The sequence below is a fragment of the Phenylobacterium sp. genome, from assembly GCF_036563385.1.
Classification (GTDB): Bacteria; Pseudomonadota; Alphaproteobacteria; order Caulobacterales; family Caulobacteraceae; genus Phenylobacterium.
In genome coordinates, this window is sequence record NZ_DATCML010000004.1 from 187,171 (window position 1) to 212,996 (window position 25,826).

At 69.8% G+C, this 25,826-nt stretch carries 22 protein-coding genes; 10 read left to right on the forward strand and 12 right to left on the reverse strand.

Going from position 1 to position 25,826, the window contains the following annotated elements; translation table 11 throughout:
• Positions 1–14: 14 nt before the first annotated feature.
• Both VIL67_RS01780 and VIL67_RS01785 read right to left on the reverse strand, forming a co-directional pair.
• Positions 15–1,814 carry a M3 family oligoendopeptidase gene (locus VIL67_RS01780; protein ID WP_332047127.1) on the reverse strand — a complete coding sequence of 600 codons (1,800 nt, stop codon included), beginning with the start codon at positions 1,812–1,814 and terminating at the stop codon, positions 15–17.
• Between the two features lie 68 nt (positions 1,815–1,882).
• The gene (locus tag VIL67_RS01785; RefSeq protein WP_332047128.1) at positions 1,883–2,320 is read right to left on the reverse strand and encodes an Lrp/AsnC family transcriptional regulator; all 438 of its coding nucleotides are present in this window, start codon (positions 2,318–2,320) and stop codon (positions 1,883–1,885) included.
• Positions 2,321–2,426: 106 nt separating this feature from the next.
• Here VIL67_RS01785 and VIL67_RS01790 point away from each other — a divergent pair, with 106 nt between their 5' ends.
• Positions 2,427–3,299 (forward strand): dimethylarginine dimethylaminohydrolase family protein, encoded by an 873-nt coding sequence (locus tag VIL67_RS01790; RefSeq protein ID WP_332047129.1) that lies wholly within the window; start codon positions 2,427–2,429, stop codon positions 3,297–3,299.
• Positions 3,300–3,308: 9 nt separating this feature from the next.
• Positions 3,309–4,529 (forward strand): ornithine--oxo-acid transaminase, encoded by a 1,221-nt coding sequence (gene rocD, locus VIL67_RS01795; protein ID WP_332047130.1) that lies wholly within the window; start codon positions 3,309–3,311, stop codon positions 4,527–4,529.
• A 140-nt stretch (positions 4,530–4,669) separates the two neighbouring features.
• Here the strand turns inward: rocD and VIL67_RS01800 are convergent, their stop codons facing one another.
• Together VIL67_RS01800 and VIL67_RS01805 are read right to left on the reverse strand one after the other, a co-directional pair.
• Positions 4,670–6,808: a PQQ-dependent dehydrogenase, methanol/ethanol family gene (locus VIL67_RS01800; RefSeq protein WP_332047131.1), complete on the reverse strand. Its 2,139-nt coding sequence runs from the start codon at positions 6,806–6,808 to the stop codon at positions 4,670–4,672.
• 116 nt (positions 6,809–6,924) lie between these two features.
• Positions 6,925–7,545 carry a hypothetical protein gene (locus VIL67_RS01805; RefSeq protein ID WP_332047132.1) on the reverse strand — a complete coding sequence of 207 codons (621 nt, stop codon included), beginning with the start codon at positions 7,543–7,545 and terminating at the stop codon, positions 6,925–6,927.
• A gap of 161 nt (positions 7,546–7,706) precedes the next feature.
• Here VIL67_RS01805 and VIL67_RS01810 point away from each other — a divergent pair, with 161 nt between their 5' ends.
• Together VIL67_RS01810 and VIL67_RS01815 are read left to right on the forward strand one after the other, a co-directional pair.
• Positions 7,707–8,312, forward strand: a complete 606-nt coding sequence (locus tag VIL67_RS01810; RefSeq protein WP_332047133.1) for a hypothetical protein — start codon at positions 7,707–7,709, stop codon at positions 8,310–8,312.
• Positions 8,313–8,423: 111 nt separating this feature from the next.
• Positions 8,424–9,917 carry a sigma-54-dependent transcriptional regulator gene (locus VIL67_RS01815; RefSeq protein WP_332047134.1) on the forward strand — a complete coding sequence of 498 codons (1,494 nt, stop codon included), beginning with the start codon at positions 8,424–8,426 and terminating at the stop codon, positions 9,915–9,917.
• A gap of 110 nt (positions 9,918–10,027) precedes the next feature.
• Here VIL67_RS01815 and VIL67_RS01820 read toward each other — a convergent pair whose 3' ends face one another.
• Together VIL67_RS01820 and gapR are read right to left on the reverse strand one after the other, a co-directional pair.
• Positions 10,028–10,357, reverse strand: a complete 330-nt coding sequence (locus VIL67_RS01820; RefSeq protein ID WP_332047135.1) for a hypothetical protein — start codon at positions 10,355–10,357, stop codon at positions 10,028–10,030.
• The gene (gapR, locus tag VIL67_RS01825; protein ID WP_332047136.1) at positions 10,354–10,623 is read right to left on the reverse strand and encodes a nucleoid-associated protein GapR; all 270 of its coding nucleotides are present in this window, start codon (positions 10,621–10,623) and stop codon (positions 10,354–10,356) included. The genes VIL67_RS01820 and gapR overlap by 4 nt, the downstream gene beginning before the upstream one ends.
• A gap of 129 nt (positions 10,624–10,752) precedes the next feature.
• On the opposite strand from gapR, the gene folE reads away from it, so the two are divergent.
• A complete protein-coding gene (folE, locus tag VIL67_RS01830; RefSeq protein ID WP_332047137.1) occupies positions 10,753–11,346 on the forward strand; it encodes a GTP cyclohydrolase I FolE in 594 nt (197 codons plus the stop codon).
• Between the two features lie 18 nt (positions 11,347–11,364).
• Here the strand turns inward: folE and VIL67_RS01835 are convergent, their stop codons facing one another.
• Together VIL67_RS01835 and ykgO are read right to left on the reverse strand one after the other, a co-directional pair.
• The gene (locus tag VIL67_RS01835) at positions 11,365–11,982 is read right to left on the reverse strand and encodes an HAD family hydrolase (protein ID WP_332047138.1); all 618 of its coding nucleotides are present in this window, start codon (positions 11,980–11,982) and stop codon (positions 11,365–11,367) included.
• Positions 11,983–11,995: 13 nt separating this feature from the next.
• Positions 11,996–12,121 carry a type B 50S ribosomal protein L36 gene (gene ykgO / locus VIL67_RS01840; protein WP_111513452.1) on the reverse strand — a complete coding sequence of 42 codons (126 nt, stop codon included), beginning with the start codon at positions 12,119–12,121 and terminating at the stop codon, positions 11,996–11,998.
• Between the two features lie 153 nt (positions 12,122–12,274).
• Between ykgO and VIL67_RS01845 the strand changes: the two genes are divergently transcribed.
• Positions 12,275–13,570 (forward strand): lytic murein transglycosylase, encoded by a 1,296-nt coding sequence (locus VIL67_RS01845; RefSeq protein WP_332047139.1) that lies wholly within the window; start codon positions 12,275–12,277, stop codon positions 13,568–13,570.
• Positions 13,571–13,575: 5 nt separating this feature from the next.
• Here VIL67_RS01845 and VIL67_RS01850 read toward each other — a convergent pair whose 3' ends face one another.
• Together VIL67_RS01850 and VIL67_RS01855 are read right to left on the reverse strand one after the other, a co-directional pair.
• Positions 13,576–13,851 (reverse strand): ASCH domain-containing protein, encoded by a 276-nt coding sequence (locus tag VIL67_RS01850; RefSeq protein ID WP_332047140.1) that lies wholly within the window; start codon positions 13,849–13,851, stop codon positions 13,576–13,578.
• A 17-nt stretch (positions 13,852–13,868) separates the two neighbouring features.
• Entirely contained in the window at positions 13,869–15,188 is a 1,320-nt protein-coding gene (locus tag VIL67_RS01855) for an MFS transporter (protein ID WP_332047141.1), read from the reverse strand.
• Between the two features lie 118 nt (positions 15,189–15,306).
• Between VIL67_RS01855 and motA the strand changes: the two genes are divergently transcribed.
• The 4 genes from motA (at position 15,307) to VIL67_RS01875 (ending at position 18,949) form a co-directional block, all read left to right on the forward strand.
• Positions 15,307–16,176, forward strand: a complete 870-nt coding sequence (motA, locus tag VIL67_RS01860) for a flagellar motor stator protein MotA (RefSeq protein WP_332047142.1) — start codon at positions 15,307–15,309, stop codon at positions 16,174–16,176.
• 130 nt (positions 16,177–16,306) lie between these two features.
• Positions 16,307–16,603 (forward strand): hypothetical protein, encoded by a 297-nt coding sequence (locus tag VIL67_RS01865; protein ID WP_332047143.1) that lies wholly within the window; start codon positions 16,307–16,309, stop codon positions 16,601–16,603.
• 66 nt (positions 16,604–16,669) lie between these two features.
• Complete coding sequence (mnmC, locus tag VIL67_RS01870; protein ID WP_332047144.1) at positions 16,670–18,472, forward strand: bifunctional tRNA (5-methylaminomethyl-2-thiouridine)(34)-methyltransferase MnmC2/FAD-dependent 5-carboxymethylaminomethyl-2-thiouridine(34) oxidoreductase MnmC1; 1,803 nt, start codon at positions 16,670–16,672, stop codon at positions 18,470–18,472.
• 63 nt (positions 18,473–18,535) lie between these two features.
• The gene (locus VIL67_RS01875; protein ID WP_332047145.1) at positions 18,536–18,949 is read left to right on the forward strand and encodes a DUF6491 family protein; all 414 of its coding nucleotides are present in this window, start codon (positions 18,536–18,538) and stop codon (positions 18,947–18,949) included.
• Between the two features lie 61 nt (positions 18,950–19,010).
• Here the strand turns inward: VIL67_RS01875 and VIL67_RS01880 are convergent, their stop codons facing one another.
• Together VIL67_RS01880 and VIL67_RS01885 are read right to left on the reverse strand one after the other, a co-directional pair.
• Entirely contained in the window at positions 19,011–22,181 is a 3,171-nt protein-coding gene (locus tag VIL67_RS01880; RefSeq protein WP_332047146.1) for a TonB-dependent receptor domain-containing protein, read from the reverse strand.
• 436 nt (positions 22,182–22,617) lie between these two features.
• Positions 22,618–25,623, reverse strand: coding sequence for a TonB-dependent receptor domain-containing protein (locus tag VIL67_RS01885; RefSeq protein ID WP_332047147.1), 3,006 nt, complete (start codon positions 25,621–25,623; stop codon positions 22,618–22,620).
• Positions 25,624–25,826 lie beyond the last annotated feature (203 nt).

Genomic DNA, 25,826 nt, shown 5'->3' on the forward strand with positions numbered 1-25,826 from the left:
GTGGTGCAGAAGACTCACTTCTCGGGGACCAGGGTCTCGAACTCGTCCACCAGCCGCTCGATCTGCTTCATTCCCGCGGCCCAGAAGGCCTTCTCGCGCGGGTCCAGGCCGAACGGGGCGAGCGCCTCCACGTAAGTCTTCGTCCCCCCGGCCGATAGCAGGGCCTCGTAAAGCGGCGCAAAGCCCTCGGGGTCCTCCCGACGCTTCTCCATCAGGGCGCGCACCAGGAGGTCGCCGAAGGCGTAGGCGTAGACGTAGAACGGGGCGTGCACGAAGTGGCTGACATAGGCCCAATAGTGCTCGTAGCCGCGGTTCAGCCGGATCGCCGGGCCCAAGCTCTCGCCCATCACCTCCAGCCACAGGCCGCCGATCTCCTGGGGCGACAGCTCGCCTTCGAGCCGGGCGGCGTGGAAACGCGTCTCGAAACGGTGGAAGGCGATCTGGCGAACCACCGTGTTCAGGGCGTCCTCGATCCTGCCGGCCAGGAGGCCGCGCTTTTCCTCCGGCGTGGCGGACGCCAGCAGGCGCTCGAACACCAGACCCTCGCCGAAGATCGACGCGGTCTCGGCGAGCGTCAGCGGCGTGTCGGCGAGCAGGGTTCCCAGCGGGGCGCAGAGCGTCTGGTGCACGGCGTGGCCGAGCTCGTGGGCGAGGGTGAGCACATCGCGGCGCTCGCCCATGTAGTTCATGAAGACGAAGGGGTGCCGCTCCGATGTGACCGGGTGCGAATAGGCCCCCGACTGCTTGCCGGGGCGGGGCCGGGCGTCGATCCACGGCTGGTCAAAGAAGATCCGCGCGGTTTCGGCGAACTTCGGCGCAAGCGCCGAGAAGCTCTCCAGCACCAGCCCCTTGGCCTCGTCCCAGCCGTAGATCCGCGGCGGCGCTGTATCGAGGGGCGCGTTGCGATCCCAGTGGTCCAGCGCCTCGCGACCCATGATCCGCGCCTTGAGGCGGTAGTAGCGGTGGCTCACGCGCTCATAGGAGTCCACCACCGCCTCCTCGAGGGCGGCGACTGCGGCGGCGTCCACCTCGTTGGCCAGGTGGCGAGCGGCGGCGGGATCGGGGTGCTTGCGCCAGCGATCCTCCACCTGCTTTTCGAAGGCCAGGGTGTTGAGGCAAAGCGCCAGGGTCGGGCTGCGGTCGGCCAAGGCCTTGGCGAGGCCCATGGCGGCGTTCTTGCGGGCCGCGGCGTCCGGGCTCGACAGCCGGTTCAACAGCTCGGGAAGCGTCAGGGTCTCCTTGCCGACGCGCGCGGTGAGCCGCGCCAGGGTCTCGTCGGACAGCCGGCTCCAGTTGGCCACCGCCGGCGCCCGCTCGACCATCATCCGCTCCAGCTCGGGCGAAAGCTCATGCGGCCGCGACAAGCGTACGCGCCGCAGCCACGGCCGCCAGCGGGCGGCAGGCGGATGGCTAGCCAGGGCCGCCTCGATCTCGGCGTCGTCGAGCTGGTTGATCTCGAGAGTGAAGAACAGGCTGTCGGCGGCGATCTGCGACGAGCGCGCCCGCAGGTCGGCCTCGAACTTGGACCAGGCCGGGTCGTCCCGGGCTGTGGAGGCGGCGAGGGAGGCGTAGGCCCCGACGCCCCAAAGGCCGTTGGTCGTCTGCTCGTAAAGCCGGACGCCGCGGTCCAGCAGCTCACCGAGTTTCGGCGCGTCTGCGCGGGCGGCGGCGAACTGGCCCTTCAGCGCGACCAGCGCGTCGTTGGCGGCCTTTGCGGCCTGGAGGTCAGCGTCGATGCGCGGGTCGTTGCGGTCGGCGTAGAGGTCGTCCAGCCGCCACTGCGGCAGGGTCTCGGGTCGGACAGGGGCGTTCATGGGAGGGGATGTAGTTCATCCGCAGGCGAAGCGGGAGGCGCCGGCTTTCGCCAGGGTGAGCGTAAGGATCACAGCTTCTGCGTCGCCAGCAGGATGGACGTCTCGGTCGAGGCGATCCCCTCGATGGTGCGGATGCGGTCCAAAGTGTCGCTGAACTCCCGCAGGGTCTCTGTGTCGAGTTCAGCAATCAGGTCCCATCGGCCGTTGGTGGTGTGCACCTTGTCGACGGTCGGCAGGCCGCGGAGCGCCTTGACCACCGAGGACGAGCGCTCGCCCTCGATGGCGATGCACATGATCGCCCGTACCCGGTTCGCCTCGAGTTCGGGGCGGGTCCGAATGGTGAAGCCCTGGATGACGCCGCGGGCGGTGAGGCGTTCGATGCGGTTCTGCACCGTCCCGCGGCTGACCCTCAGCTGGGCGGCGAGGCTGGAGGCGGGCAGGCGCGAATCGGCCCGTAGCAGGGCGATCAGCCGCCGGTCCGTCTCGTCGAGCAATTCGGCAACCATTGCTGCCACTCCGTCAGGCTCCCTGACGAATGGTAGCAGCTTGGACGCTTTCGGCTAGCGCGGCCGTAGGTGACCCTTCCGTCCCAGACAACCACACGAGGTCGCGATGGCGCTGTTCTTGATGACGGACCCGACCCACTATGAGGTCTGCTACCAGATCAATCCGTGGATGAAGCCCGCCACCTGGCGGGACGAGCGCGACGCCTGCCAGGCGGCCGCCAAGCGCGCGTCCGCCGAGCTGCGCGCCGCCCTGAAGGCCGCCGGGGCCCAGGTGGAGACGGTGGAGGCCGCCCGCGGATTGCCCGACCTGGTGTTCCCCGCGAACGCCGCCGTGGTGCTGGACGGCAAGGTGCTTCTGGCCCGCTTCCGCCACCCGGAACGGCAGGGAGAAGAGGCGATTTTCCGGTCCGCCTTCTGCCGGCTGAAGACTCGGGGCGTGGTGCAGGACGTGATCGACCTGCCCGAAGGCCTGTTCCACGAGGGCGCGGGCGATGCGATCTGGGATCTCGGGCGACAGCTGTTCTGGGCGGGCTACGGGCCGCGATCCAGCCGCGGCGCGCTGGCCGTCCTGCAGAGCGTCTTCGGCCGGGAGATCGTGCCGCTGGAGCTGGCCTCGGACCGCTACTACCACCTGGACACCTGCTTCTGCCCGCTGTCCGGGGGAGAGGTGCTCTACTACCCCGCCGCCTTCACGGAGGCGGCGCTGGCGGCGATCCGCGCCCGCGTGCCCGACGACCTGCGCATCGAGGCGACCGACGAGGACGCCGCGGCCTTCTGCGTCAATGCGGTGAACCTCGACCGCACCATCATCATGGCCAAGGCGCCGCCTGCCCTGAAGTCCCGGCTGGAGGGTCGCGGCTACCAGGTGGTCGAGGTGGACCTCTCGCCCTTCATCCTGTCCGGCGGCGCCGCCTACTGCATGACGCTGCGACTCGACCGGACCAGCGTCCCGCAAGCCTCCGCCATCGCCGCCGAATAGGGCTCCGCCATGAACGACATCACCCTCGCCCGCTCCCTCGCCGCCGAGCTGATCGCCACCGAGGCGAAGTACGGCGCCAAGAACTACAAGCCGCTGGACGTGGTGCTGACCCGCGGTGAAGGCGTCCACGTCTGGGACGTGGACGGCAACCGCTACCTGGATTGCCTGTCGGCCTATTCGGCGGTCAACCAGGGCCACTGCCATCCGAAGATCCTCGAGGCCATGGTGGCCCAGGCTTCCCGGCTGACGCTCACCTCGCGGGCGTTCCGGAACGACCAGCTGGCGCCCTTCTACGAAGAGCTCTGCGCCCTGACCAACTCGCACAAGGCGCTGCCGATGAACTCGGGCGCCGAGGCGGTGGAGAGCGCCATCAAGGTGGCCCGCAAGTGGGGCTATGAGGTCAAGGGCGTGCCGGAGGGCCGGGCGGAGATCATCGTGGCCTCCGAGAACTTCCACGGGCGCACGGTGGCGATCGTCGGTTTCTCCACCGACCCGGCCTCGCGCGGCGGCTTCGGCCCGTTCCCCCCGGGGTTCAAGGTCGTGCCATTCGGCGACGCCGACGCGCTGGAGCAGGCGATCACGCCGGACACCGTCGCCTTCCTGGTGGAGCCGATCCAGGGCGAGGCGGGCGTGATCATCCCGCCGGCCGGGTACCTGAAGCGCGCCCGGGAGCTGTGCACCCGGCACAACGTCATCCTGATCCTCGATGAGATCCAGACGGGGCTTGGGCGGACCGGGAAGATGCTGGCCGAGGAACACGAGGAGATCGAGGCCGACCTCACCCTGATCGGCAAGGCGCTGTCCGGCGGCTTCTACCCCGTCTCGGCGGTGCTCTCGAACTCGGAGGTGATGGGCGTGCTGCACCCCGGCGAGCACGGCTCCACGTTCGGCGGCAACCCGCTGGCCTGCGCAGTGGCCCGGGCGGCGCTGAGGGTGCTCGTCGAAGAGGGAATGGTGGAGAACGCCGCGCGCGTGGGCGCGCGCCTGCTGGCCTCGCTGCAGGCGGTGCGCACCGCCGCGGTGAAGGACGTCCGCGGCCGGGGCCTGATGCTGGCGGTGGAGCTGTTCCCCGACGCCGGCGGCGCCCGGCGGGTGTGCGAGGCCCTGCAGGCCCGCGGCCTGCTCGCCAAGGAGACCCACGACCACACCATCCGCATCGCCCCGCCGCTGATCCTGACCGAGGCCCAGTCCGACTGGATCGCCGACCAGTTCGACGCCGTGCTGCCGTAGCCTTCCTCTTCCCGGTCGGGGGGGGGAGAGGGGGACCGCCGGCTAAGGCGAAGCCGCAGAGCCGGTGGGAGAGGGCGAGCCGCACGCGCTGCCGGCCGCTCGCCGTTCCCGCCGTTCCCACCGGCGTTGGAAGGGAAGGATCAGCTCTTCGGGGCGGGCGTCCTCGAGCCCTGGGCGTTATCGGGGGCCGCGCCGCGGGCTTCGCTGATCACGTAGGCGCGGACGTCCTCGGCGTCCTTGGGCGTCAGGAAGCGGGCGAAGCTGGCCATGCCGCGGGGCGCAAGCGCGCCGTCGATGACCACGCTCTTCCAGTTCTCCGGCGTCGCCAGCATCGGCGAGGCGCGAAGGTTGGGCAGCCACGAGCCCGCGGCGTTCGGGCCATGGCAGACCTGGCAATGCTGGTGGAAGACCGCGAAGCCGTGCTGCAGGTCGCCGGTGGAACTGACGTTGGTCAGGTCGATCGTCGGCTGCTCCACCTTCGGGAAGGCCGGGGCCACCGCCTTGCCGCCGAGCTTGAAGACCAGCAGCCGGCCCGGCAGCCGCGGCCGCTGGGGCATGAAGCCGGGCGCCGAGATCTGGCCGCCGCCGCCGGCGCCGACCATGACCGCGACGTACTGCTGGCCGTCCAGCTGGTAGGTCATGGGCGCGGCGATGATCCCGTTGCCAGCGTCGTAGCTCCACAGCTTGGCGCCCTTGGCAGCGTCGTAGGCGACGAACTGGCCTTGGGCGGCGCCCTGGAAGACCAGGCCACCCGCTGTCGCCAGCACCCCGGCGTTCCAGAAATAGGGGTGCTCGACGCTCCAGACCGCCTTCTGCTGGACCGGGTCCCAGGCCACCAGGGCGCCGCGGATCATGGAGGCCACCGCCTTCTGGGTGGCGGCGTCGGTCGGCAGCGCGTTGGTCAGGAAGTCGACGCCGACGTTCCAGGCGCCGGGCTTGTACGAGAACCCTCGGTCGTCGGTATAGGCGAACGGGGTGACGTTGGTCGGGATGTAGACGAGGCCGGTTTTCGGCGAAAACGCCATGGGCTGCCAGTTATGGGCGCCGAGCGGGCCCGGGACCGCGAGCGCCGGCCCGTTTCCGTACCGCGCGTTGGGCGCCTCGATCGGCCGGCCGGACTTCAGGTCGACGCCGGTGGCCCAGCTGATGTTGGTGTAGTTCTTGGCCGACAGCAGCTGACCGGTGGCCCGGTCGATGACGTAGAAGAAGCCGTTCTTCGGCGCCTGCATCAGCACCTTACGCGGCTGCCCGCCGATGTTCAGCTCCGCCAGCATGATGTGCTGGGTGGCGGTGTAGTCCCAGCTCTCGCCTGGCGTGGTCTGGTAGTGCCAGACGTACTCGCCGGTTTCCGGCTTCAGCGCCAGGATGGACGACAGGAAGAGGTTGTCGCCCTTCCCGCCCGAGCGGCGCTGGTGGTTCCAGGGCGTGCCATTGCCGATGCCGATGTAGACGATGTCGAGGTCGGGATCGTAGGCGATGGAGTCCCACGCCGTGCCGCCGCCGCCGGTCTTCTTCCATTCGCCGTCGGACCAGGTGGCCGCGGCCTTCTCGGCCATGACCTTGTCGGAGGCGGCGCCGTCCTTTGCCCCGGTCGGATTGGGCGTGGTGTAGAACCGCCAGGCCAGCTTGCCGGTCCCCGCGTCGTAGGCGGAGATGTAGCCACGGACGCCGTATTCCGCGCCGCCGTTGCCGATCAGCACCTTGCCCTTGATGACCCTGGGCGCCCCGGTGATCGTGTAGGGCTTGGAGGTGTCGGTGGTCTGCACGGACCAGGCCTGCTGGCCGGTCTTGGCGTCGAGCGCGATGAGGCGGCCGTCGATCGTCCCGAGGTAGACCTTGCCCTTCCACACCGCGACGCCGCGGTTGACCACGTCGCAGCAGGCGTTGAAGCCCTTGGCGCCCTCCACCTTGGGGTCGAAGGCCCAGAGCTGCTTGCCGGTGCGGGCGTCGAAGGCGAAGGCCTTCGACCAGGCGGTGGTGGTGTAGAGCACCCCGTCGACCATCAGCGGGGTGGCTTCCTGGCCGCGGTCGGTGTCGAACTGGGCGTACCAGGCCAGCCCCAGCTGGCCGACGTTGCCGGCGTTCACCTGATCGAGCGGGCTGAAGCGCTGCTCGGCATAGCCCTTGCCGTAGGTCAGCCACTCGGCGTTGGCGTTGGCTGCGGCGATGCGCGCGCCGTCCACCTGGCCCGCGCCGCCGGCGTTCGAGCCCTCGCCCTTCTGGCAGGCCCCCAGCGTCGCCGCGAGCGCCATCGCCACCGCAAAGGTGATGATCCTCATGTCGCCTCCCCGTGGCCTTTGGCGGCCTTGGACGCGACGTTAGGCCCGGAGGGCTTCGCCGGGCAAGCCGGCCCCCACGTCAAGCGTGGGGGCCGGCAGGCGCAGGGGCCGCGCCCCTAGCGGCGCCAGTTGTTGTAGCCGTAGCGATCGCCGTCCCGCCGCTCCCAACGGATCTGCTGGGCGAGCATGTCGAAGCGCCGGTCGAGCTCGGCCATCTCGGACGGGGTGTAGCCGCCGCGGCGGAAGCGCATGTCCATGCGCGCCACCTCGTTGAACTGAGCCCGCAGGCGCGCCGCCTCGACGCCGGTCAGCTGGCCGTTGCGCAGGCCCTGCTCGATGCGGCGCTCCAACTGCGCCTTGCGGCGGTCGATGGACACCCAGCGGCCGTCAGCGTCGTTCCAGCCGCGGCCGCCGTACCAGCCCATCTCGCCATCGCGGCGATTATCCCGGATCCGCATGCTGAGCTGGTCGAAGCGGCGGTCGAGGTCCTGGCGCTCCCAGCCGGACAGGCCGCCGGCCCGGTACCGGGCCTCCATGTTCACCAGGTCGCGGAACTCGGCGCGCAGCGACATGGCTTCCGACCGGCTCAGCTCGCCGGTCCGAACGCCCGCGTCGATCCGCTCGTCCATTCGCGCCACGCGCTCGTCGATCGACATCCAGGGCTGGGCGGTCGCTGCGCCGGCGCTGAGCGTCAGGGCGGCGCCGGCCATCAGGGCCAGCCGCATCTGCTTGGTCATCGGGGTCTCTCCTTCTCGTGTCGATCCCCGGCCCGGTCCTGCCCCTGGCGCGCCGTAAACTCGCAACGCCGCGGTTTGGTTCGCCTTTTGTGAAGCCCGGCCGTGAACCCGGGGGCCGCTCGCGCGGTTTAGGGTCGTCCGAGGATGGAGACCTTGCGAAGATGATCCGGCGTACTGCGACCCTGATGGCGGCCCTCACGGCGGCCGGCGCCGCCCTCGCCGCCCAACCGGCGGCCGCCGAGATCAAGCCCGGCCAGCAGGAGGGCCTGGGCCTCACCGCCAGCAATGTCCCCGAGCTGCTGAAGAAGGCCAAGACGGATCCCTATGCGCCGACCACGTGCGACGGCGCCTACCAGGAGGTCGCCGAGCTCGACCAGGTTCTGGGCCCCGACGCCGACGAGCAGGCCAATCCGAAGAGCCAGACCGGCAACCTCCTGCTGAAGGGCGCCCGCAGCCTGATCCCATACCGGGAGGTGTTCCGCGTGGTGACGGGCGTGGACCGCAAGGAGCGCGAGCTTGCCGAAGCCGCCATGGCCGGCTGGGCGCGGCGCGGTTACCTGAAAGGCTATCTGCGCAACCAGTGCTCGGGCGGGGCCGAGATCGCCGAGGCGAACGCCGCCGGGGGCCCGGCCGCCGATCTCGCGTCGGACCCGGCCGAGACCAGCACGGCCTATGTCTCGACGGTCGGCGGCGGGCTTGACGACGCGGCCGATGTGTCGACCTCGACCCTGGCTTCAACCCAGGGTGAAGTTAACCCGTCGCGTTAACCCCTGATTCGGGTCTCCGAAACCCGGCCTTTACCGCCTGCCTGTACCAATTCGGGTCAACACGGCCTCGTCCAGAAGAGACGAGCCTCCCGATCCCAGGTGGTGGTGCCTATGTCCAAGACCGTCCTCGTCGTCGACGACGACCCTACACAGCGCCGGCTCATCCAAGCCGTCCTTGAGCGCGAGGGCTTCGCCGTCGTCCATGCGGAGAACGGCGATGACGCGCTCAACAAGCTGACCGCCGGGACAAAGGCGGACGTGGTCCTGCTGGACCTGGTGATGCCAGGCATCTCGGGCCAGGACACCCTCGCCGAAATGCGTGCGCGCGGCTTCAACCAGCCGGTCATCGTGGTCACGGCCACCGGCGGCATCGACACGGTGGTGTCGGCCATGCAGGCCGGCGCCGTAGACTTCTTCGTCAAGCCGGCCGCGCCCGAGCGGATCATCGTCTCGATCCGCAATGCGCTCTCCATGGGCGCGCTCAAGGTCGAGGTGGACCGGCTCAAGAAGCACGCCAACGGCCGCACCACCTTCGACGACCTGATCGGCGCCTCGCCGGCCATGACCATGGTCAAGCGCCTGGGCGAGCGGGCGGCCAAGTCCGGCATCCCGATCCTGATCACTGGCGAGAGCGGGGTCGGCAAGGAAGTGATCGCGCGCGCGGTGCACGGATCCTCCGACCGCGCCGGCAAGCCCTTCGTGGCGGTGAACTGCGGCGCCATTCCCGAGAACCTCGTGGAATCGATCCTGTTCGGGCACGAGAAGGGCAGCTTCACGGGCGCCACCGACAAGCACCTGGGCAAGTTCCAGGAGGCGAACGGCGGCACCCTGTTCCTGGACGAGGTGGGCGAGCTACCCCTGGACATTCAGGTCAAGCTGCTGCGCGCCCTGCAGGAAAGCGAGATCGACCCGATCGGCGCCAAGCGCTCCATCAAGGTGGACGTGCGGATCGTCTCGGCGACCAACCGCGACCTCTCGCAGGCGGTGGCCGAGGGCCGCTTCCGCGAGGATCTGTTCTATCGGCTGAACGTGTTCCCGATCGAGGCGCCGGCGCTGCGCGAGCGCAAGGAAGACATCCCGGCCCTGGTCGACGCCTTCGTGCGCCGCTTCAACGTCGAGGAGGGCAAGTCGGTGGTGGGCGCCGCGCCCGAGACCATGGCCTTCCTCTGCGCCTTCGACTGGCCGGGCAACGTCCGGCAGCTGGAGAACGCGGTGTACCGCGCCATCGTGCTGGCCGACGCGCCCTACCTGGCGCCGCACGACTTCCCGGCCATCTCCGGCGTCGCCGCCCCGCCGCCGGAGCCGGTGGCGCAGCCATCCGCGGTGCAGCCCCTGACGGCCGCCGTGCCGCAGTCCATTCCCACCGCCGAGCAGCTGGTGGCCGAGATGCCCAAGGACGCGCCCGTCCGGATCCTCGACGAGCGGGGCCATCTGCGCACGCTGGAAGAGATCGAGCGCGACCTCATCCAGCTCGCCATCGGCATCTACGCCGGGCACATGAGCGAGGTGGCCCGCCGGCTCGGCATCGGCCGCTCGACGCTCTACCGCAAGGTGAAGGAGCAGGGCCTTGAGGACGTGGTGGAACAGGTGGCGGCGCAGGGCTGATCCTTCAGCCCCCCCGAAGCACACCAGAAAACCACGGAAGACACAGAGCACACGGAAGGCTGCGACCGCGGCCGTGCATTCCGTCGTTCATCGATTGGCCGCTCTGCGGCCTATTCGGAGTCCTTTGGCTTGCGCCGGAACCCTCGGCCGCGGGACATGGGCTTCTTCTCGCCTTTGGCCTTCGCGGCGATCTCCTTGAGCTTGACGGTCTGCATGACCGACAGCGCCTCGCCGCGGGCGCCCTTCTCCGGGTCGCCGAAGGCGCGCCCGTAGGTCTTCACGCGCTCGGCCACGCTGCCGAGGAATTCGCCCTCCCAGTCGGAGAGCTCGACGCCCGCCTTCTCGGCCGTCCGGCGGGCGCGTTTAAGGGCGTTGAGGGCGGCGCGCTTGGCGGCCGCCCGCTGCGCCTCAAAGGGCGACGGTGGCGCCTTCTTCGTCAAATCTCTCCGATCGCCGAGAGGTAGAGGTCGAGGATGGCCTCTTCCTCCTGCCGCTTGGCGCGGTCCTGCTTCCGGAGGCGGATGACCTTGGCGATGATCTTCACATCGAAGCCGTTGCCCTTGGCCTCGGCCTTCACTTCCTTGATCTGCTCGGCGATCTCGCCCTTCTCGACCTCCAGGCGCTCGATGCGCTCGATGATGCTCTTCAGCTGGCCCTGGGCCGTGGCGTTGAGAACGTCGGAGTGGGCGGAAGCGTCGTCGGCCATGGTCTAGCTCTACCGAAGTGAGGGGTTGCCGGAAAGCGGCGGAACCTAGCGGCGGCGCCCGGCGCTGTCACCCGAACCTTGAACCTTGACTTCGGCCCTCGCGTTGAGGCGGATCGCCGCGGAGGGACCATGTCGGACAACACCAGGAAACGACCCACGCAGGCCGAAGCCGAGGCCGCCGTCCGCACCCTGATCGAATGGGCGGGCGACGACCCCGACCGCGAGGGGCTGCTCGAGACGCCGAAGCGCGTGGCCAAGGCGTATCGCGAGCTGTTCGCCGGCTACGACGCCGACCCCCGCGAGTACCTGGCGCGCACGTTCGACGAGGTGGGCGGCTACGACGAGCTGGTGGTGCTGCGGGACATTCCGGTGGTCAGCATGTGCGAGCACCACATGCTGCCGTTCCTGGGCAAGGCCCACGTGGGCTACCTGCCGGCCAAGCGGGTGGTGGGGATCTCCAAGCTGGCCCGCGTGGTCCACGGCTTCGCGCGGCGCATGCAGATCCAGGAGAAGCTGACCGCCCAGGTCGCCGAGGCGATCCAGGACATCCTGCAGCCAAAGGGCGTGGGCGTGGTGATCGTCTCCGAGCACAGCTGCATGACCATGCGCGGCGTGAACACGCCGGGCACGCGGCTGACCACCAGCCACCTGCTCGGCGGCGTGCGCGACGACCCGCGGACCCGGCAGGAGTTCTTCGAACTGGTGCGCAGCGGGCCGGCGTAGCGCGCCCGCGACCCCGAGCTACAGCAGGCCGTGCCGCTCCAGGGTCGGCCGCAGGTCGGCTGGGTCCACGAAGTGATGGACGTGGAAGCCAAGAGCGCGCGCTGCTTCGATGTTGGCGGCGCTGTCGTCGATGAACAGCATGTCCTGCGGCGCATGGCCGAACCGCTCGCAGGCCAGGCGGTAGATGGCCGGGTCCGGCTTCACCACCCCCTCGCGGCCCGAGATGATTGCATCCTTCAGGCGCGCGAAGGCCGGGCTCATGGCGTAGGCGCCGTCCAGCGTCTCGGTGCTGATGTTGGAAAGGCCGTACTGGGGCACGCCGCGGGCGTGCAGAGCCTCGATGGCCGCTTCGGTCTCCGAGATGGCCCCCGAGAACATCTCCCACCAGCGCTCGTGCCAGGCGCGGATCGCCGGCGCGTGCTCCGGGTGTTTCCGCGCCAGGGCGGCGACGTTCTCGGCGAACGGCACGCCGCGGTCCGTCGCCATGTGCCAGTCCATGGTGCAGACATGCGTCAGGAACCGGTCGACCTCGGCCGGTTCCTGGAAGATCTTTTCGTAGAGCGTGCGGGGGTTCCACCGCACGATGACGTTGCCGAAGTCCCAGACAACCGCCTTCGGGGCGGCGGACGCCGGCACGACCTTTGGCCGCTTAGCCTTGCTTGGCTTTGAAGCGCGGGTCGGTCTTGTTGATGATGTAAACCCGGCCCTTGCGGCGCACGAGCTTGCAGTCGCGGTGGCGGGTCTTGAGCGACTTGAGCGAGCTTCTGACCTTCATGACCTTGCTTCCGGGCGTGGCGGACGCGCCGCGTCCTTAGGTTCAACAAGAGAGCGGGCGCATATACGGGGCAGCCTGGCCGGAGTCAACGCTTCGCGCCTGACAGCGTTTTGATGAGGGCCCCACCTCTCGGGCTCGCTAGACTCCGAATCGATGCGCCGCCGTTACCTCCTCGCCCTGTACGTCCTGGCCGGATGCGCCAGCCCCGCCAACAAGCCGCTGCTGCCGACGCCCGCCGTTACGCCGCCGCCGGCCCAGGCCCCTGCGCCCCAGCCGGTCACGCCCCCGACAGTCTCGGGCGACCAGGTGTTCGACGCCTGGGCGAGCGAGTTCTACGGCCGCGCGCTGAACGCGGGCGTCTCGCGCGAGGTGCTGGACCGCGAACTCGAGGGGCTCACCCCGAACCCGAGCGTCGGGCGGCTCGACAGCCGGCAGCCGGAGTTCTCAAAGCCGATCTCCGAGTACCTCAAGGGCGTGGTCACCGGCGGCCGCGTGACGCTTGGCCAGCAGCGCCGGAGCGCCCCCTATTTCGACGCCATCGAGCAGACCTACGGCGTGCCACGCGAGATCCTGATGGGCATCTGGGCGCTGGAGAGCGGCTATGGTCAGATCCAGGGCGACAACGACGTGATCCGCTCCCTGGCGACGCTGGCCGCGCAGGGCCGCCGCCGCGCCTGGGCCGAGGGGGAGCTGATCGCCGCCCTGAAGATCATCCAATCGGGGGAGCATCCGAGGTCGCGGCTGAAGGGCTCGTGGGCCGGGGCCATGGGTCAGACGCAGTTCATCCCGACCACCTTCACCTCCACAGCCGTGGACCACGACGGCGACGGGCGGCGGGACATCTGGGCCTCGGCGCCCGACGCGCTGGCCTCGGCGGCCAATCTGCTGGCCAAGGGCGGCTGGGTGCGCGGCCAGAGCTGGGCGCGCGAGGTGATCGCGCCCGAAGGCTTCGACTGGAGCCTGACGGAGGGCCCGCGCGAGAGCCCGTCCTGGTGGGCGGAGAAGGGGGTGCGCCGAGCCGACGGCCTGCCGTGGACGGAAGCCGACCTGGGCGCCAAGGCGCAGCTGGTGGCGCCGACCGGGGCGGACGGGCCGGTCTTCCTGCTGTTCCCGAACCACTTCGCCATCCGCAAGTACAACAACTCCATCGCCTATGCGCTGGGCGTGGGCCTGCTGGCCGACCACATCGCCGGCCAGGGTGACCTGGTCCGGGCGTGGCCGCAGGAGACGCCCCTGTCGCTGGCCGATCGGATGACCGCCCAGCGTGCGTTGGCGGCGCTGGGCTTCGACCCCGGCCAGCCGGACGGCGTCGTCGGCATGGGAACGCGGACGGCGCTCAGGAACTGGCAGAAGGCCCGCGGCCTCGTGGCCGATGGCTATCTGTCGCCCGACATGGTCGCGCGGCTGCGCGCCGAGACCCAAGCGGCGGCCGCGCCGGCGGCCAGCTGAGCGGGTCAGCCGCGGTATTCGAACTCCACCAGGTAGACGCGCTCGCCGGAACCGTGACGGGCGACCTTGAGGAGGTCGACCACGCCTGCGAAGCCAGACCTTCGGGCGAGCTCGGGCGTGATGTCGCCGAGCGAGATCTCGCGGATCGAGGTGACATGGACGACGCCCTCGCCCAGTCGGTATTCGCCGCCCGGCCGAACGCAGGGCGATCGCCAGATGCGGACGCTGCAGGTGACCTCGCCCCGCTGGATGGGTTCGCGCAGCCGCTTCGTGAACTGCATCGCCTCCTCCCGCCGGGCTAGAGCGTGCCGCCCTCGTCCGACTTCTCGATGGTGGCCATGGTGGCCATCTCCCGCGTGGCCGGCTTCGGATCGGCGTTGCGCAGCTGGGTGTTGCGGAAGGCGTAGACCAGCAGGCCCACCATCAGCGCGGTGTTCACGATGAACGGCGCCGGACCGAAGTGCTGGTAGAGCCAGACGAAGAGCGGGGCGAGCACCACGTTCACACCGTTGACCGCCGCGATCGCGCCAGCCACCCGCGCCTGTTCTTCGATGCCCACGGCGATGGACGCGCCGGCGGTGAAGCCCGGTCGGGCGAAGCCGAACCCCAGGCTCGACAGGGCGTAGCCGGCGATCACCAGGTAGTAGTCCGGGGCGAAGGCGACGATCAGGTTGCCGGCGGCGGCCACCGCCACGCCCCAGCGGAGCAGCTGGCGCGGCGTCATCTCGAACATCCGGATGATGCCCCACTGGGCGAGCAGGCCGGCGCAGGCGCCGAACATCATGGCGATGGAGATCGAGAACTGCGCCTGGATCGGCGAGACGCCGAGCTTGTCGATGATCAGGAAGCCCAGGGTCTGGGCCTGCGCGGTCTGGCACGTGGCGACGATGAAGCCGTAGAGCAGGAACGGCACGACGCGCGGGTCGCGCCACATGGGCGTCTCGCCCTTCATACGCCCGACGATCGGACGCCTGGGCCGCACGGCTTCGGGCGGCACCGGGGTGTCCGGAAGCATGCGCCAGACCACCGCCAGCATGGCGAGCGCGATCAGCCCGAACGCAAAGAGGGGGCCGGCCAGCCCCAGCACCGGGATCTTGGTGAACAGCGGCGCGAGGAAGGGGCCGATCACGGTGCCCAGGCCGAAGGCGCCCGCCAGGCTCGCCATAGCCTGGGTCCGCTGCTCGATGGGCGTACGCTCGGCGACATAGGCCTGGGTCGCCGGGTTCGACGCGGCCCCGAACAGGCCGAAGAGGGCTCGGGCCAGCAGGAACAGGATGAAGATGACCACCGGCGTGGACCACTGGCGCAGGCCTGCACTGACCACCAGGCCGCAAAGCAGCATGGAAACCAGGAAACCTGTGAGGCCCAGCATCATCAGCGGCTTGCGGCCGTAGCGGTCGGAGGCGCGCGCCCACATCGGCGAAGAGGCCGCCCAGAGCAGCGCCGAGAGCGAGAAGATCGCCGCCACCATGGGGTCGGGGATGCCGATCTCCCGCCCGATCGCAGGCAGGACCGAAATCAGCCCCGTGTTGCCCATGGCGGTGGCCAGCGACACGCAGAAGATGATGACGAAGGACCGCCGGGGCAGCCCGCTTTCGGAAGACGCGGACGGGGGCATGGCTCCGGGCTTAAGCGGCTTGCCGGGCGGGGGCAAACCCAAAGGCGCACCCCTCCGTGCTCACCGGCCATTAAACATTAACGGCCATGTTCCGGCGGACGACGGAGCTCCGCGAAGCATGTTTCAGATCATCGGCCTCGTGCTGCTGTTCGCCCTGGTGTTCGGCAGCTACCTGATCTCAGGCGGCAACATGGGCGTGATCCTGCACGCCGCCCCTCACGAGATGATGGCCATCGGCGGCGCGGGCGTGGCGAGCTTCCTGATCGCCAACTCCATGACCACCATCAAGGCCACGGGCGGCGGCTTCGGCAAGGCCTTCGCCGGCCCGAAGTGGAAGGCGTCCGACTATCGCGACCTGCTCTCGCTGCTGTTCCTCCTGACGAAGACGATGAAGTCCAAGGGCGTCATCGCCATCGAGAGCCACATCGAGAACCCGAAAGAGAGCACGATCTTCACCAAGTTCCCGAAGATCACCAAGGACCACTTCGCCGTCGACTTCATCTGCGACACGCTGCGGATGATGACCATGAACCTGGAGGATCCGCACCAGGTCGAGGACGCGATGGAGAAGCAGCTCGAGAAGCACCACCACGAGGCGCTGGCCGCGAGCCATGCCGTCCAGAGCCTGGCCGACGCCCTGCCCGCGCTCGGGATCGTGGCTGCGGTGCTGGGCGTCATCAAGACCATGGGCGCGATCACCGAACCGCCGGAGGTGCTGGGCGAGATGATCGGCGGCGCGCTGGTCGGCACCTTCCTGGGCGTGTTCCTGGCCTATGGCATCGTCGGTCCGCTCGCCACCCGGATGAAGGACATCGTCGAGGAGGAGTCGGCCTTCTACAGGATCATCCAGGCCGTGCTCGTCGCCCACCTGCACGGCAACGCCGCGCAGATCTCGGTGGAAATCGGCCGCGGCAACGTGCCGTCCAGCGCCCAGCCCAGCTTCGCCGAGCTGGAAGAGGCGCTGAACAACATGCCCAACGATGCCTGAGGCGGTCGCAATTCGTGATCACGCGGCCGTGAACTCGCCGATTGCGGCGGCCGCGAAGCAGCGCATAGTCTCCCTGCGTCCGGGGCTCCGCAAGCCGCCCGCGGGCGCTTGAAAAGGGAGAACCAGGGACATGACTTCCGAACTGCTCCGCAAGCTGGCGATCGCCGGCGCCGCCGTCGCCGCCCTCTCGCTCGCCGCCTGCCAGAAGCCGGCCGAGAACACCGAAGCCGCCGCGGAAACCACCACGGAAGCTCCGGCCGCTGCGCCGGCGGACGCCGCCGCCGCCGACGCGGCCGCCGCGGCTGCGACGCCCGCCACCGACCCGGCCGCCGCCGGCGCCACGGCTCCGGCCGCTGACCCCGCCGCTGCGGGGGCGACGACGACGGCCCCGGCCACGGCTCCGGCCGCTGAAGCCGCGCCGCACTAAGCGACGACCGCCGAAAGAGGCTATGGAGGGCCGCCCCGCCGGGGCGGCCCTTTTCATGTGCGGACCATGAGCGAGACGACCGCCGGATCTGACAGCCCGCTCGCCTGGGGCGATGACGGCCAACCGCGATCGCGGCTGTTCGGGGACGTCTACTTCTCCACCGAGGACGGCTTGGCCGAGAGTCGGGCCGTGTTCCTGGCCGGATGCGGGCTGCCGGAGGCGTGGGCCGGCCGCCGGCGCTTCGTGGTCGGGGAGCTGGGCTTCGGGACCGGCTTGAACATCCTGGCGCTGCTCGACCTGTGGCGGCGCACCCGACCGCCCGGCGGGCGCCTGCACGTCTTCAGCGTCGAGGCCCACCCGCTCTCCGTGGAGGACGCCGCCCGGGCCCATGCCCGCTGGCCCGAGCTCGCCGAGGCGGCGGCCCTGCTGCGCGCCCGCTGGCCTGGCCGCACCCCCGGCCTGCACCGGGTGGACCTGCCTGAGTTCGGCGCGATCCTGGACCTGGCCGTGATGGATGTGACGGCCGCGCTGGATGGATGGCTGGGCGAGGCCGACGCCTGGTTCCTGGACGGCTTCTCGCCGGCCCTGAACCCGCAGATGTGGGGCGAGGACGTCATGGCCCGGGTGGCGGCGCGGTCGCGGCCGGGGGCGCGGGCGGCCACGTTCACCGTCGCCGGGCACGTGCGCCGGAGCCTGGCCGCCGCCGGCTTCGCGGTCGAGAAGCGACCCGGCTTCGGCCGCAAGCGCGAGCGCCTCGAGGCGCGGCTGCCGGGAACGGGGCAGGATCCCACGGTGCGGCGCGTGGCCATCGTAGGCGGTGGGATCGCCGGGGCGGCGGCGGCGCGCGCCGTGCGCGCGCTCGGCGCCGAGGCGATGCTGGTGGAGGCGGAGCGTCTCGGCGCGGGTGGCTCGGGCAATCCGGCCGGCCTGGTGACGCCCCGCCTCGACGCCGGCGGCGGCGCGCCCGCCCAGCTGTTCGCCCAGGCCTTCAGTCGGGCGGTTCAGGTCTACGAGGCCGAGGCGGCGGAGGCGATCCTCAGCCGGGGCGTGCTGCAGCTGGCGTCCGCCGAACGTGACGCCCATCGCTTCGCGCGCATCTCAAGCTCCGGCCTCTTCGAGCCCGGGTGGCTGGAGGTCCTGTCGCCGCAGGCGGCCTCGGCCAGGCTGGGCGAGGCGGCGCCGGCCGCGCTGGACCAGCCGACCGCCCTGGTGGTCTCGCCCGCGGCCGTCCTGGCGCGCTGGGCGGGCGAGTCGGTCCTCGCGCAGGTCACCGCCGTGGAGCGCCACGGCGACGGCTGGCGGCTGCTGGCCGCCGGCGGCGAGGTGCTGAGCGCCGATGCGGTGATCCTCGCCGCCGCGCTCGGCTCCGCCGCGCTGGCGCCGGGCCTGCCGCTGGCGCCGGTGCGCGGCCAGGCGACCTGGACGCGCACCGGCGCGCGCGTGCCCGCGGTCGCCTGGGGCGGCTACGCCCTGCCCACCGCGGACGGCATCCTTTTCGGCGCCACCCACGACCGCGGCGACGCCGGCGTCGACGTGCGCGAAGCGGACCATGCCCGGAACCTCGCCACCCTGGCCGGGACGCTGCCTGGGCTGGCCGCGCGGCTGGAGGGCCGGCCGCTGGAGGGGCGCGCCTCGGTCCGCGCGGTGACGGCGGACCGGCTGCCGCTGGCCGGGGCCGCGGACGGCGTCGAGGCCGGGCTGTTCGTCCTCACCGGCCTCGGCTCGCGGGGCCTGTCCTGGGCGCCGCTGCTCGCCGAGCACGTGGCGGCGCTGGCCCTGGGCGCCCCCTCCCCGCTCGCCGCCCCGCTGGCCGAGCTGGTGGACCCGGCGCGCTTCCGCCGCAGGGCCGAGCGGCGCGGCGCTTCCTGAACGGCGGGCGCGCGCCTATATATGCGGACGCTTCGGGGGACGCCCAAAGAGGGACCGAAGGTCATGAAATCCAAGATGTTGTGGGCGGCGCCCCTCGCCGCACTGGCGCTCTGCGCCGCTGCGCCGCAGATCGCCGGCGCCCGCTCACCCACCGAGCCGCAGGCGGCGGCCAAGCCGGTCCGCAGCTGCTTCTGGGCGCGCAACGCCAACGGCTTCGCGGCGATGGACGATCGGACCGTGAATGTCCGGGTCGGGGTGAAGGACGTCTACCAGTTCGAGATGCTCGGACCCTGCCAGGACATCGACTGGTCGCAGAACATCGCGCTCGTCTCACGCGGCTCCAGCTCGATCTGCTCGGGCCTCGACGCCGAGATCGTCACCCGCACGTCCATCGGCCCGCAGCGCTGCCCGGTGCGCAACGTGCGCAAGCTGACGCCCGCCGAGGTGGCGGCCCTGCCGTCCAAGGCGCGCCCCTAGAACGGCGAAGGGGCGCCGGACCCTGCGGTCCGGCGCCCCCTGCTGTCTTCGCGGCTGCAGCCTAGAACTTCTTGGCGAAGCCGATCTCGAACACCCGGCCCAGCGGATTGCCCTGGGTCAGGTCGTAGTTGTACGGCGAGGGCACGTACGGCGGATCCTCGTTGAAGAGGTTTTGCACGCTGGCCGTGACCACCGTGTTCCACGGCGCCTCGAAGCGCACGATCACGTCGTGCTGCCAGTAGTCGTCCGACTTGCCCACCGCTTCCAGGCGGCGGCCGCCGCAGGCGTTGGTCGGGCAGGCCGTGCCGGCCGCCGGGACGGTGGTCGCGGTGGGATCCGGCACGGTGATGAAGAACGGCGAGCCGAAGGCCGGCGAGGTGCCTTCCGAGTAGCGCGCCTGCCAGCGAACCGTGAGCGGGCCCTTGTTGAAGGTGGCGAAGCCGTTCGCCTTCAGCTCCGGGTAGGAGAAGAAGTCGTTCAGCACGTCGGACAGGCCCGCCCGGTCTTCCGCCGGGGCGATGGTGATCGAGTCGTCCTCACGCAGGGTGATGTTCCCGCGCTTGTACTCGATCAGGTAGGTCACTTCGGTGCCCACCGCCCAGCGGCCGTCGAACCAGCCGTCCCAGGCGTACTGGGCGCGGGCTTCGATACCCGAGGTGTCGGTGTTCGGGCCGTTGACGGCGAAGCTGCGCAGCCGCGCCACGTTCGCGGCGCCGCAGGCCCCGGCGAAGGTGAAGCGAGCCTGCAGCGCGGCATAGACCGGGTCGCCGCAGCGGACGTTGGTGTTGTTGGGGAACATGGTCGCATAGAGGCGCGACCCGCTCTCCTCGATCAGCTCGTCCTTGAACTTGAAGTTGAAGTAATCGACGGTCGCCGAGAAGCCGCCCAGCTCGACGATGGCGCCGACGTTGAAGGTGTCGGCCTTCTCGGGCTTCAGGTCCGGGTTGCCGCAGCTCTGGAACGCCCGGTAGGCCGAGCCCAGCACCCGCACCCCGTTGTTGCAGCCCGAGCCGGTGAGGCCGGGGCCCGGAGCCCGGAAGGTCGTGCTGGCGCTGCCGCGCAGGGCGAGGAAGTCGGTGACCTGCCACTTCACCGCGACCTTCGGGTTGGTCGTGGAGCCGATGTTGCCCTGATAGGCCTCGTGACGGATGGCGAAGTTCAGGTTGATCGCGTCGGTGACCGGCACCTGCAATTCGGCGAACACCGCCTTGACGTTGGCGTCGTCGTCGCGATCCACGGCGGAGCCGAAGAACTGCAGCGGCCCCGTTTCGTCGGCGCACGAGGCGCGGTCCGGGCAGGGGTTCTCGTCGGCGTTGAAGTTGGCGCCGTACTTTCGCAGCTCGCGATTGTAGCGGTACTGGGCGCCCGCGGCCCAGGCGATCGGCCCGCCGCCCAGCTCGATCCCGGTCTCACCCGAGAACACCGCGTCCAGCACCAGCAGCTGGTTGGTCAGCACGTTCGTGTAGTTGCCGTACAGCCACTGGACCACCTGCGGGTCGTTGGCCACGGCGGCGTTGAAGAACGGGTTGGCGGCGCCGTTCACCGCGCTGGTCTGCACCCCGTTGGTGAACGGGTTGAAGAAGTAGCAGCCGATGGCGGCGTTGCCGGCGCCCGTGGTGAAGTTGCCCGTCTCCCCGGCGGTGCAGCCGTTCGGATCGTTGGCCCGGGCGCCGAAGCCGCGCAGCGCCAGCTGCAGGTTCCGCACCAGGATGTCGTTGGTGTTGGAGGTGTTCTTCTGCTCCATGAAGGTCACGGAGGTGTCGAAGTTGATCCCTTCGAAGATCTTGCCCTTGAAGCCGCCCGAGATCCGCCAGCCATCATTGGTGATCGTCTGGTGATCCGCCCCGTCGCGGTTCGTGGGATGACCGGCGAAGGCCACGGCCCGCCAGCCCAGCTGGGCGATGTCGACGCCGCGCGCCCCGCCCGGCGCGCCCGGCTGGGCCCCCGCGGTCGAGAAGGCCCCGGCGCGGATGGCCGCGCACTCGGTGGTCGTCAGCGGCGCCCGGCAGTCGTTGAGCAGCGCGACAAGGCCGGGGTTGTTGATCGGCACGTTGAACGGGACCGACAGGTTCGCGCCGCTGGGCGTGCTCGGCGAGAAGGACGTGCCACCCACCGACACCGGCGAGGGATACTGCGCCGTCAGGTTCGCCGGCGACAGGCGCTGCATCGGGATGTCGTTGCGCGACCAGGTCGCTTCCCCGTGGAAGGCGAGGTTCTCGGAGAGCTCGAAATTGACCTCGCCGTGGACTTGGTAGTGGTCCTCCTCGTTCACCAGGTCGTTGAAGTTGGAGAACTGAAAGCGGCAGGTGGTCGCCGACCCGGACGTCGCGGCCAGCTGCGGCCCGGTCGGCACCGCGAAGGCCACGGTCGGAGTCTGGTTCGGCTGGCCGGCCAGCGGGTTTGGGAACGTGATGGAGCGGGTGAGCGTGCCGCCCAGCTCCTCGCACCCGTTGTCGCGGAAGACGGTCGCGCCGGCCACGAAGAAGCCCGGGTTGGACGCGCCGGTGAAGCCCGCGGCGCCGGAGGAGCCCGCGAAGTCGAACGGCCTCAGGGCGAAGTCGCGCTCGTGGATGTCGAGGCGCGACCGGTGGCGGTAGCCGGCGGCGAACAGAACGTTCCCCTGATCGAAGACCTTGCCCAAGGCGACGTTGGCGTTCCAGTCGCCGTCCGAACCGTCGATGAAGGCGTACTCACCGTCCACCTCGAGGCCGTCCAGATCGCGGCGCGTGATGAAGTTCACGACCCCGCCAATGGCGTCCGAGCCGTAGGTGGCCGCCGCGCCGTCCTTCAGGATCTCGATCCGGCCGACTGCGGCGGTCGGGATGAAGTTCAGGTTGGCGCCGCCGCCCTGGAAGGCGGCCACGGGGCTCTCAGCCAGCCGGCGGCCGTTGAACAGGACGAGGGTCCGCGAGGCGCCGAAGCCACGCAGGTTGATGGTCGCGGTGCCGGCGCCGCCGTTGTAGCGGTTCGATTCGCCGAGCGAGGCCTGGGAGGCGGTGATGGTCTTCACCAGCTGCACCACCGTCGGCGAGCCCTGCTCCTGCAGGTCCTCGGTCGAGAGGACGTCCACCGGGAGGGCGGAGTCTTCGGGCGTACCGGCGATGAATGAGCCGGTGACCACCACCTCTTCAACTTCGGTGCTTTGGGTCTGCGCCAGCGTGGGCCAAGCCACGCCGAGAGAAATGGCGACGGCCAGCGCGGAGCCGCCGCAGAGATATCTGCGCTTCAACATAATGGGTTTCCTCCCCGTCGGAGGCCTCCGCCCCGTCTCATGCGGGCGCTGAAGGACCTGAACGGAAGGATCATCTGGCAGCTTGGCGGCCTCCGTCCAGACCTTTTCGAGCTGGAAACATAACAATGTGCGACGCGGGCTCCTGAGCGGCCGCGCGTTGTTTTTGCAGGCCTTTTTGGCCTTACCTAACGGCAGCCCCGTACCTTCGGTTCGAGGCGGCGCGAACAAGGTTCTCGCCCGTCGCCGTACTTGGATTTCGAAAGCGGCCCGGGCGTTCGCTCGCAGGAGCGACATACCAACTTTTCGGTTACCGCCGATCACCGTTATCTGTTGCAGAAATACCGCGGCGCGCCACCGAAACGCTGCAGGCCGCCGAAAAGAGAAGAGCGCCGGCGCGCTATGCGCGCGCCGACGCCCCATTGCGACCGTCGGGCGACTAGAAGCGCTTGCGCAGGCCGACCCCGATCACCCGGCCGAGCGGGTTCCCGAGCGTGTAGTCGTAGTTGTACTGGCTGCTGGCGAACGAGGGGTCCTCGTCGAAAACGTTCTGCACCTGTGCGGTCAGCGTCGTGTCCCAGGGCAGCTCGACGCGGTAGACGACATCGAGTTGCACGAACTCCCCGATGGGTCCCGGCTGCACGCCCGGCACCGTGGGCGAACGGTCGCGGTTCCGGTCGTCCATCTTGCCGATGTAGCGGATGGTGGCTCGCACGTTGTGCGGGCCGGTGTTGTAGTTGACGTAGGCGCTCGCCTTGACCCGGGGGTAAGAATAGAAGTTCGACAGCAGCTCCGCCTGCCCCGCGCGATCGAGCGGCGCCTGGATCTGAACGCCCTCCAGGGTCAGCAGGGCGCCGCGCTTGTACTCGATCAAGTAGCTGCCTTCGGCGCCAACCGTCAGGTCCCCGCCCCCGAACTCATCCCAGCGGTAGCTGGCCTGGAAGTCCACGCCCGAAGTGTCCACACCGGGCCCGTTCACCCAGTTGGTGGTCACGCCCAGAACGTTCGACGGGTGGCAGTTGGTGCCGGTGGCCGGGTTGGTCACGTTGCCCACCGCGAAGTTGATCCGCGATGTCAGCGCCGCATTGCCGCACTGCCAGGTGGCCGGGTTGGCCGAGGGGAACAGGGTGGAGACGATGCTCGCCCCGGTCTCGGTGGTCAGCTCGTCCTTGAACTTGAACGCCCAGTAATCGACCGTGGCGTTGAAGTTCCCTGCCGAGACGATGGCGCCGACGGTGTAGGTGGTGGCCGTCTCCGGATCGAGGTTCGGGTTGGCGAACACGTCAACCGGGCGATAGAGCGACACGCCGGTGGAAGGGTCGCCGATGAGGGCCAGGATCCGCCCGTTGTCACCGGCCGTCACGGCGCCCTGCGGCGGCGCGCGGAAGGTGGTGCCCACGGAGCCGCGCAGGGCCAGCCAATCCATGGCCTGCCAGCGGATGTCGAGCTTGGGGTTCGTCGTCGAGCCGATGTTGCCGCCGTAATATTCGTACCGGATGGCCGCGTTCGCCTCGAGGTTTTCGAGGATGGGCAGCCGCACCTCGGCGAACACAGCCGAGACCGTCCGGTCCACCGATCTCGTCTCGATGGCCGGGTAGAAGTTGAACGGCCCCACGCCGTTGGTCGCCGCTGCGGCGTCGGACAGCAAGCCTTCCGGATTGCCCGAGAGCTCGTCGTACCGCAGCTGGCCGCCGGCGGCCCAGCGGATCTCGCCGCCCGGCAGCTGGAACCCGCCCAGGTCGCCGTTAAGCACCAGGTCGCCCACCAGGATGCGGCTCTCGCTGTTCTCGACGATGTACTCGTGCATCCAGTCGTAGAGCTCCCGCGTGTTGGTGTTCGCGGGCACAGCGGCCTGGTTGAAGAACGGATTGGTGTTCCCGTAGACCGCGTCCTGCCGGATGGCATTCGAGAACGGGTTGAAGTATTGGCAGGCGCCCTGGCCGGGCGTGCCGCTGGCCGGGTTGCAACCCGGGCCGCCCAGGCCGCGCAGGGCGAGCTGCAGACGTTCCGTCACGATGTCCGGCGTCTCGTTGGTCGACCGGCTGTCCATGTAGGTGACGGCCGCGTCCCAGCCGATGTCGTTCAGGATCGAGCCCTTGAAGCCGGCCGAGATCCGGAAGCTGTCGTTGGCCCGGCGCTGGTGGTCGGCCCCGTCTTCGAACAGCGGGTTGCCGCCGTACCCGAACGGCCGGAAGCCGGTCTGGGAAGTCACCACCCCGTTGCGCAGGTTCGTGCAGAAGGCCGTGGTGGGGACGGCGCACTGGCTGGCGTAGTAGGCCTGCAGGCCAGGGTTCGTGAACGGGATGAAGAAGCGCGACGTGGACTGCCCGGCGAACGCCGGGAAGGGCGAGCTGCCGCCGCCGCTGACGGGCGCCGGGAACTGGGCGGTGGACTGGCTCGGCGACACGCGCTCGTCCGGCACGTCATGCCGCGTCCAGAACGCCTCCGCATGGAAGCTGACGTCGTCGGTGACGTCCCAGTTCACCTCGCCATAGAGCTGGTAGTGGTACTCGTCGTTCACGAGGTTGTCGAAGCGCGAGTACTGGAACGAGCAGGCGCCGGTGGCGCTGCGGGTGCCGCCCAGCTCCGCGCAGCCCACGTCGTTGAAGGTGGTCAGCGGGGTGGAGATCGCCCCTGCCGGCAGGGCGTAGGTTCCATTCGGCTGCAGCACGAGGCCGCTCGCGCCGCCCACCGCGAAGGTCTGATAGGCGCCGGGGTTGCTCGCGCCCGAATAGCCGCCGAAGGGGTTGAAGGCGGCAGGCTTCAGGGCCCAGTCGCGGTCGGTGGTGCGCAGCTCGCTACGGCGACGGTAGCCCGCCGTCAGGAGGATGTTGCCGCTGTCGCCCTTCCAGCCCCACGCGACGTGGGTGTTGTAATCGCCTTCCGAGCCCTTGATGTAGTTGTACTCGCCGTTGACCTCGAACCCATCGAGGTCGCGGCGGGTGATGAAGTTGACCACGCCGCCGACCGCGTCCGAACCGTAGGTCGCCGCCGCGCCGCCCTTGAGCACCTCGATCCGGCCCACGGCCGCCACCGGGATCACATTGATGTCCACGGCGCCCGCGGTCGCCACGCCGGCCGGCGAAGTGGCCATGCGACGCCCGTTCATGAGCACGAGCGTGCGCGCCGAGCCGAAGCCGCGCAGGTTCACCGTCGCCGTACCGGCGTTGTTGCCCAGGAAGCGATTGCTTTCCCCGATCGAGCCTGCGGCGGCCGGAAGCGCCTTCACCAGCTGCACCACAGTAGGCGAGCCCTGGCGCTGAAGTTCCTGGGCGGTGGTCACGTCCACCGGCATCGCGGCGTCCTCGGGCGTGCCGGCGATGAAGGAGCCGGTCACCACCACCTCCTCCACCTCAGCCGCCTGTTGCGCGGCGGCGGGGCTGCAGGCCAGCGAAGCGGCGAGCGCGAGCGCGGAGCCGCCGGAGAGATAAATGGCTTTAAGCATGCGAACGTTCTTCCCTTCTCGCCGCCCCCGGGGTCTTCCGCCGTCGGTTCAAGGCGCACGAGCGGCCAAGAAGTGCCGCGCACGGCGCGCTTGACGGAAGGGAAATCGGCGGTCGGTCGAAAGAAGGATCTGCAGGTGCGCCAATCCTGCAACATGCTGTTCTTGCTTCTATTTTTTTGAACTGAGCGTCGATAACATACCTG